This window comes from Streptosporangium sp. NPDC006013 (assembly GCF_040614275.1).
Lineage (GTDB): Bacteria > Actinomycetota > Actinomycetes > Streptosporangiales > Streptosporangiaceae > Streptosporangium.
The window spans coordinates 1-6,858 of record NZ_JBEXUE010000512.1 but is presented as its reverse complement, the minus strand read 5'-3'; the positions used below and the strand labels follow the sequence as shown (position 1 = coordinate 6,858).

Here is a 6,858-nt window from a genome sequence, read left to right as displayed (position 1 = left end):
AACCGGTGGTGGCATCCCCCGTCTTACCGCAGTGACCGGCACTGACGAAACCCGCCTGGGTCCCGCGCATCACCGAGAAACCGACGGAGCAACGACTCGCGACACCGACGTAGTAGGCGTCACCACCCTGCACGTCACTGAGGAGCCGGGGCCGCTCGGTGGACGGCACCACCTTCACCGCCTCCGTGTCGAGGCCGGCGGCCTCGATGAGGTCCTCCGCGACCAACGGCTCCGACGACAGGACGACGACCCTGTTGTTCCTGGCATCGACATAGCGGACACTTCCCTCGTTCTTGGCACCGGGTACCGACTGGTCGAGGCCGTCTATGTGCTTGTCGAGCTCCGCCAGTGACCGCTTGACGACCTCGGCCCGGGCACCCGCCGCGATGATGTGGGGGATGTCGGCCTCGTCGGTGGTGGCCACCACGAGGGTCTGCGCGATGGTTCCCATCAGCCACGAGCCGCCGAAACGGTCACCGAGTCTCGCACGGAGCTCCGCCGCCACTCCCGTCAGGCGAGCCTCGTTGAGCAGGCGTGCCTGGGCCTGTTCCCTGGTCAGTTCCAGGTCGCGTTGGAGCGCCTCCAGCATGCCCGACGGCGGTTTCCAGACGGGCGCGGTGACCGGACCCGTCACCTTCGGTCCGGCGGCGGCGGCCGGCACGCCCGTCAGGGTGAGCGCGGTGACCGCCAGCACGCAGCCCGTGGCGACGACATGTCTGCGGGACATGAATCCCTCCTCGACCTCGGCTTTCACAGCAAGAGGGGGAGAGCGCCCCACGGGCAACGCCACCCTAATCCAGCCGTTGCCTCCAAGGCCCCCAAAAGCCACACGCCACGCGGCAGACGATTTCGATCGGGATCTCGCCTCGCCGGCGCGCCCTCATTCCCGCGAGGGGCGACCTCCTGGGCCGGCTCGGCCGTTCCCCGGACCCGTCGAGATCAGAAGCCGTAGGCGTCGCCCAGAGCACCCTGGACGTACTTGCGCGCCTGGTGAATGCGGGACTTGGCGGTGCCCAGCGGGATGCGGAGTTGCTCGGCCACCTCGTTGTAGTCGAGCTGGCAGATGTCGCGCAGCACCAGTGCCTGGGCGAGATCGGGCTTCTCCGCCTCCAGGGCCTCCATCACGTCGAGCAGGTCCAGCCTGGACCCGGCGATCACGCTCACCCTGGCGACGTCCGGCTTCTGCAGCGGCAACTCGTCCGAGCTCTGCTCCGCGGCGCGACGCTTCAGCGAACGGTAGGTGGTCCTGGCGCAGTTGGCGGTCACGATGTGCAGCCAGGTGCTGAACTTGGCGCGCCCCTCGAAGCGGCCGATGTTGCGTGCCACCGCCAGCAGGGTGTCCTGGCAGGCCTCCTCCGCGTCCTGCCGGAAGGGGAGGATGCGCCCGCAGTGCCGGAGCACCGCGGGCTCGATACGCTTCAGCAGCTCACCGAGCGCGCGGTGGTCACCTTGGGCGGCCGCCCGGGCCAGCTCCTCGGTCGTCTCGTCCAGCGCCATCACGAGCCCCCATCAGCGGTCACGGTCGCTGGACATCCTACGGTCGGAGATCCCCGTTGCCGACCTTCGGCTTTGTTACAAAAGCACACGAACCCGAAATATGGTGATTTTCACTTCCAGCTGTGCTCCCGGCGGGTCCGCTGGGAGCACAGGACCGGTTGTCACGGTGTCGTGAACCCCAGGATGTAGGGGCTGGAGCCGCTCACGGAGACCACCCGGTAGCGGTAGGCACCGGCCGTGCCGGTGTAGCTGATCTGCTCGTCGGGACCCGAACTGTCCGAGACGGCGACGGTACCCCAACCGGTCCCCTTCCACTTCTCGAGGTAGAGGTCGAAGTCGACGCCGTCGTCCCCGTCCAGGCAGCCATGGTGCTGACCGGCGACGGTCGCCCGGTAGTAGCTGGTGCTCGGCCGGTAGACGATCTGACCGCTCTCCAGATTACCGACGTAGATCTTCGGGTAGCCGGTGCAGGTGCCCGTGCTCGGCGAGGTGATCGTGTCGGTCACCAGGGTCAGGCCGTAGGCGTTGAGGATCTCGTTGACCGGCTGGAAATAGGTGACGCCACCCGAGGTGCAGTCCCCGGAGCCGCCGGAGGCGACCCCCTGGGCCTGATCCACCGAGATGAACGAGCCACCCGAGTCGCCCGGCTCGGCGCAGACGTTCGTGCGGGTCAGCCCGGAGACCGCACCCTCGGGGTAGGTGATGCTGGTATCGAGCTGCAGGACGACTCCGCAGTGCCAGTCGGTGGTCGAGCCGGATCGGCAGACCGAGGAACCCTCGACGGCCACCTTGGAGCCGACGACGGACACGGTGCCGCCGATGCCGTTGCTGACCGCCGGCTTGGGCAACCAGTTGTGGTTCACCGCGACCCAGGCGTAGTCGCTGCCCGGGAAGACCGACGCCTGGAAGGTCCCCTGGGGCACCCGGTTGAAGCCGGTGGTGGCATCACCCGTCTTACCGCAGTGACCGGCACTGACGAAACCCGGCTGGGCTTCGCGGGTCACCGAGAAACCGATCGAGCAGCGGCTCGCGACACCGATGTAGTAGGCGTCGCCGCCCTGCACATCGTGGAGGGGCTGGGGCTGCTCGGTGGACGACACCACGCTCACCGCGTCCGTGTCCACATTCGCCTCCTTGATGAGCTCCTCGGCCACCGTGGGCTGCGCGGACAGGACGACCACCCTGTTTCTCTTCGCGTCGACGTAGCGCACGCCCGCCACGCGCGGCTTGGCGGGCAGCACGTCGTCGACCTTCTCCCTGACCAGGAGGAGTTCCGCCATCGACCGGGGGACGATCTCGGCCCGGGCACCCGCCGCGATGATGTGGGGGATGTCGGCCTCGTCGGTGGTGGCCACCACAAGGGTCTGCGAAACGGCTCCCATCAGCCACGAGCCGCCGAAACGGTCGGCGAGCCTCCTGCGGAGCTGCGCCGCGATCGGAATCATGCGGGCCTCGTTGAGCAGGCGTGCCTGGGCCTGCCGCCTGGTCAGTCCCAGGTCGCGTTGGAGCGCCTCCAGCATGCCCGACGGCGGTTTCCAGGCGGACGCGGTGACCACACTCCTCGCCCGGGGCCTGGCGTCGGCCGGCACGCCCGTCAGGGTGAGCGCGGTGACCGCCAGCGCGCAGCCCGTGGCGACGACATGTCTGCGGGACATGAATCCCTCCTCGACCTCGGCTTCCACAGCAAGAGGGGGAGAGCGCCCCACGGGCAACGCCACCCTAATCCAGCCGTTGCCCCTAAGCCCCCAAAAGCCACACGCCACGCGGACGCCCCCGGAACGCCCCGGGCCGGATTCCGGTCTTACCGACCTGTGCCGGCAGGGGCGCCGAGCTTCCGATCCATCCCCGGAAAGTCATGAAACCGGGACGTACTAACTGAGCTACCGACAAGAGCTGACACACTTAAATAAACGCCATTCTTCCTTGGCCCGAAGAGCAGGGCGTCCCGGCCGGGCGCCGGTTAATCTTCTGGACAAGCGTGTCCCTAGCCAGCGAAGGGATCTGATGAACGCGATCCTGGTGGCCTCCAACCGCGGTCCCGTCTCCTTCACCCTCTCCGAGGACGGCTCCCTGTCCATGCGCCGGGGAGGGGGCGGCCTGGTGTCGGGCCTGTCGGAGGTCGCGAAGGACCTCGACGTCCTCTGGGTCTGCGCGGCGCTGTCCGACGGCGACCGCGGAGCGGTGCGGCTGGCGCCCGGCGGCCGTCTCGATCAGGCGGGCTATGAGACCGGGGCGCTGCGCATGCTCGACATCCCCCCGGCGACCTTCCACCGCGCGTACAACGCGGTCGCCAACTCCACGCTCTGGTTCGTCCACCATCTGCTGTACGACACCCCCAACAGACCGCATTTCGACGCCAGGTTCCGCAGGGAGTGGGAGTCGTACCAGGCGTACAACGAGGCGTTCGCGGTGGCGCTGGCCGAGGATGCCCCGCACGGGGCGCGGGTGATGGTGCAGGACTACCATCTGAGCCTGGTTCCGGCCATGCTCAGGGGGGAGCGGCCCGACCTGCGGGTGGCCCACTTCTCGCACACCCCGTGGGCCCCACCCGAATACTTCAGCCTGCTCCCCGACGACGTCGCGGCCGAGGTCCTGGAGGGCATCCTGGGCGCCGACCACGCGGGTTTCCTGACCGCCCGCTGGGGCGGGGCGTTCATGGACTGCTGCGAGACCGTGCTCGGCGCCCGGGTCGAGCGCGCGAGCCGTACGGTCACGCACGAGGGCAGGACCACCCGGGTCGGCACGCACAGCCTGGGCGTGGACGGTAAGGCACTCTGGGCACGGGCCTCCGAGCCGGACGTGGAGTCGCACATGGCCGCGCTCCGCGCCCAGGTGGGCGACCGCAGGCTGATCGTGCGGATCGACAGGACGGAGCTGTCGAAGAACATCGTCAGGGGTCTGGTCGCCTACCGGGAGTTCCTCTCGGCCCACCCGGAGTGGCACGGCCGGGTCACCCACCTCGCCTTCGCCTACCCGTCCCGGCACGACCTGCCCGAATACCGCGAGTACACCGCGGCGGTGCAGCGCTGTGCCAAGGAGATCGAGGACGAGTACGCCACCGAGGACTGGGACCCGCTGATCCTCAACGTCGACGACGACTACCCGCGCTCGCTCGCCGCCTACCGGCTGGCCGACGTGCTGCTGGTCAACCCGATCCGCGACGGCATGAACCTGGTGGCCAAGGAGGGGCCGATCCTGTCGCCGGGCAGCGCGCTGGTGCTGTCGCGAGAGGCGGGCGCCGCCGCCGAGCTGGGCGAGCACGCGGTGACCGTCAATCCCTACGACGTCTCGGCCACGGCCGCCGCGCTATATGAGGGGCTGACGATGCCCGAGGCCGAGCGTGCCAGGAGGGGCGCCCTGCTGGCCACGGCGGCGACCGCGCTTCCACCGCACCGGTGGTTCGCCGAGCAGCTCGACGCTCTCGGATAAGGACGGGAAGTTTCAGGCCCTCATGAGATAGTTTTCGCGGCTATCTAATTTTTTACCTACGGGGAGCCTGAATTGACCGCGATCGCCCCCGTCAGGCTGATCCGCGACCGCGCGACCTGGCTGATCTACCTGCAGCTCGGTGTCTTCGCCACCTATCTGTACGGCCTCAGCGCCGCGCTCCCGCTGCTCCGCATCGACCAGGGCATCTCCCAGGCGGTCGCCGGGCTGCACGGGACCTCGATGGCCCTGGGCGGCATCATCACCGGCCTCGCCCTCCCCTGGTTGACGGGGAGAATCGGCCGCCGGGCCGTCACCTGGACCGGACTGGCCGGGATGAGCGTCGGCACGCTCCTGGTCGCGGCGGGCCCCACCACGCTGCCGATCACCCTCCTCGGCTACGGCGTCGCCAGCGGGATGTCCTCCATCACCCTGTACTCGGGCATGGCCGCGCTCGACGACCACCACGGGCCCGCGGGCCCGGCGGCGATCAGCGAGGCCAACGCGGTCTGCGTGATCGTCGGCATCGGGGTCCCCTTCGTGGTCAGCACCGCCGCGCAGAGCGTCTTCGGCTGGCGGGCGGCGCTACTGGTGCCCGCCGTGCTGACCGTGCTACTCGCGCTGCTCATGGGGCGTGTCTGGATTCCGGAGCGGGAGGATGCGGCGGCCGGAACCGCCCCGGAGGCCGGGTCCCGCTTCGGCTGGCGCTTCTACCTGGCCGGGGCCGTGCTGTTCTGCTGCGTCGCGATGGAGTTCTGCTTCAACCTGTGGGCGGCCAAGCTGTTCTCCGACCAGACCGGACTGCCCGCGGCGGTGGCGGCGACCGCGGTCGCGGCGTTCACCGCCGGGCTGGCGGTGGGGCGGCTGGCCGGGGGGCAGTTGGCCCTGCGGGTGCCGCCGACCGCGCTGTTCATCGGGGCGCTCCTGGTCACCGCCGCCGGATGGGCGATCTTCTGGCTGAGCGAGGACCCGGTGTTCTCCTACGCGGGCCTGGCCGTATCCGGGCTGGGGGTCGCGCTGCACTTCCCGATGGCGCTGTCGCGGGTGCTGGCCGCCTCCGGCGGGCGGCGGGACCAGGCGTCGGCCCTGGCCTCGATCTTCGCCGGCCTGGCGGTGGGAAGCGGGCCGTTCCTGCTCGGCGCGCTGGCCGACGGATTCGGCACCCAGCAGGCGTTCCTCATGGTCCCGGTCCTGATCGGGCTGGCCGTCGGAGGGCTGCTGATCGGCTCCGGCAGGCGCGCCTGAGCGGGCGGGGCTGCGGCAACGCCCGTCCGGCTGCGGCCTCACCCGCTCAGCGGGGCGCCTCTCCCTCGATGGCGTCGGCGAGCGAGCTGAGAAACTCCAGGACCCCCGGGGGCCCGTCCACCACGATGTCGGCCTCCACCTCGATCTCGGGCGACCCGCTGAACACCGTCACCCCCGGCAGCCCGGAGGCTCGTACCGCCGCGAACGCCGCGAGATCTCCCAGGTCGTCCCCGGCGAACAGCACGGACCTGGCGGCCCGCTCGCGCAGGAAGGCGCTCAGCGCCACCCCCTTGTCCATCCCCGGCGGGCGCAGCTCCAGCACGAACTTGCCCGGCTCCACCACCAGCCCGGCCTTGGCGGCCAGCGCGGCGACCGGCTCGCGCAACGCCTCAAGCGTCGCCCACGGGTCGGCGGCCTGCCGGGTGTGCACGGCCATCGCCCGCTCCTTGTCCTCGACCCTGACCCCATCCCACCCCTCGACCAGCGCGGGGAGCCCCGCCCTGACCAGGTCGAGGCCCGGGTGGACGGGCGGCGCGGCCAGCGCACCCGCCTCCCAGCGTTCGAGGCCGTAGTGTCCGAGCACCACCAGGCCGGGCACGCCGGCCAGGGAGCCGTACTCGACGGCCGTGGCGGCCGGGCGGCCGCGACGTTCTTCCCCGGCGCGTGGGGCACGGTCGAGGTGGACGGGAC

General features: G+C 70.3%; 6 protein-coding genes. 2 read left to right on the top strand and 4 right to left on the bottom strand.

What is annotated here, in order from left to right; translation table 11 throughout:
- The 3 genes from ABZ260_RS43415 to ABZ260_RS43405 form a co-directional block, all read right to left on the bottom strand.
- Nucleotides 1-727: alpha-lytic protease prodomain-containing protein (locus ABZ260_RS43415; RefSeq protein ID WP_355629617.1), on the bottom strand; the 727-nt coding region annotated here is incomplete at its 3' end.
- 212 nt (nucleotides 728-939) lie between these two features.
- Nucleotides 940-1,497: an RNA polymerase sigma factor gene (locus ABZ260_RS43410; protein ID WP_355629614.1), complete on the bottom strand. Its 558-nt coding sequence runs from the start codon at nucleotides 1,495-1,497 to the stop codon at nucleotides 940-942.
- Between the two features lie 161 nt (nucleotides 1,498-1,658).
- Nucleotides 1,659-3,152, bottom strand: a complete 1,494-nt coding sequence (locus ABZ260_RS43405) for a S1 family peptidase (RefSeq protein ID WP_355629610.1) — start codon at nucleotides 3,150-3,152, stop codon at nucleotides 1,659-1,661.
- A 349-nt stretch (nucleotides 3,153-3,501) separates the two neighbouring features.
- Here ABZ260_RS43405 and ABZ260_RS43400 point away from each other — a divergent pair, with 349 nt between their 5' ends.
- Together ABZ260_RS43400 and ABZ260_RS43395 are read left to right on the top strand one after the other, a co-directional pair.
- Nucleotides 3,502-4,926, top strand: coding sequence for a trehalose-6-phosphate synthase (locus ABZ260_RS43400; protein WP_355629607.1), 1,425 nt, complete (start codon nucleotides 3,502-3,504; stop codon nucleotides 4,924-4,926).
- Nucleotides 4,927-4,998: 72 nt separating this feature from the next.
- Nucleotides 4,999-6,168, top strand: coding sequence for an MFS transporter (locus ABZ260_RS43395; protein ID WP_355629605.1), 1,170 nt, complete (start codon nucleotides 4,999-5,001; stop codon nucleotides 6,166-6,168).
- A gap of 46 nt (nucleotides 6,169-6,214) precedes the next feature.
- On the opposite strand, the gene otsB is transcribed toward ABZ260_RS43395, so the two are convergent.
- The coding region (gene otsB, locus ABZ260_RS43390) for a trehalose-phosphatase (protein ID WP_355629602.1) at nucleotides 6,215-6,858 on the bottom strand (644 nt) is incomplete at its 5' end.

Bases quoted from the DNA above. Each gene is read 5' to 3' on its own strand.
- ABZ260_RS43405 (WP_355629610.1), bottom strand. From the start codon at position 3,152: ATGTCCCGCAGACATGTCGTCGCCACGGGCTGCGCGCTGGCGGTCACC.
- ABZ260_RS43400 (WP_355629607.1), top strand. From the start codon at position 3,502: ATGAACGCGATCCTGGTGGCCTCCAACCGCGGTCCCGTCTCCTTCACC.
- ABZ260_RS43410 (WP_355629614.1), bottom strand. From the start codon at position 1,497: ATGGCGCTGGACGAGACGACCGAGGAGCTGGCCCGGGCGGCCGCCCAA.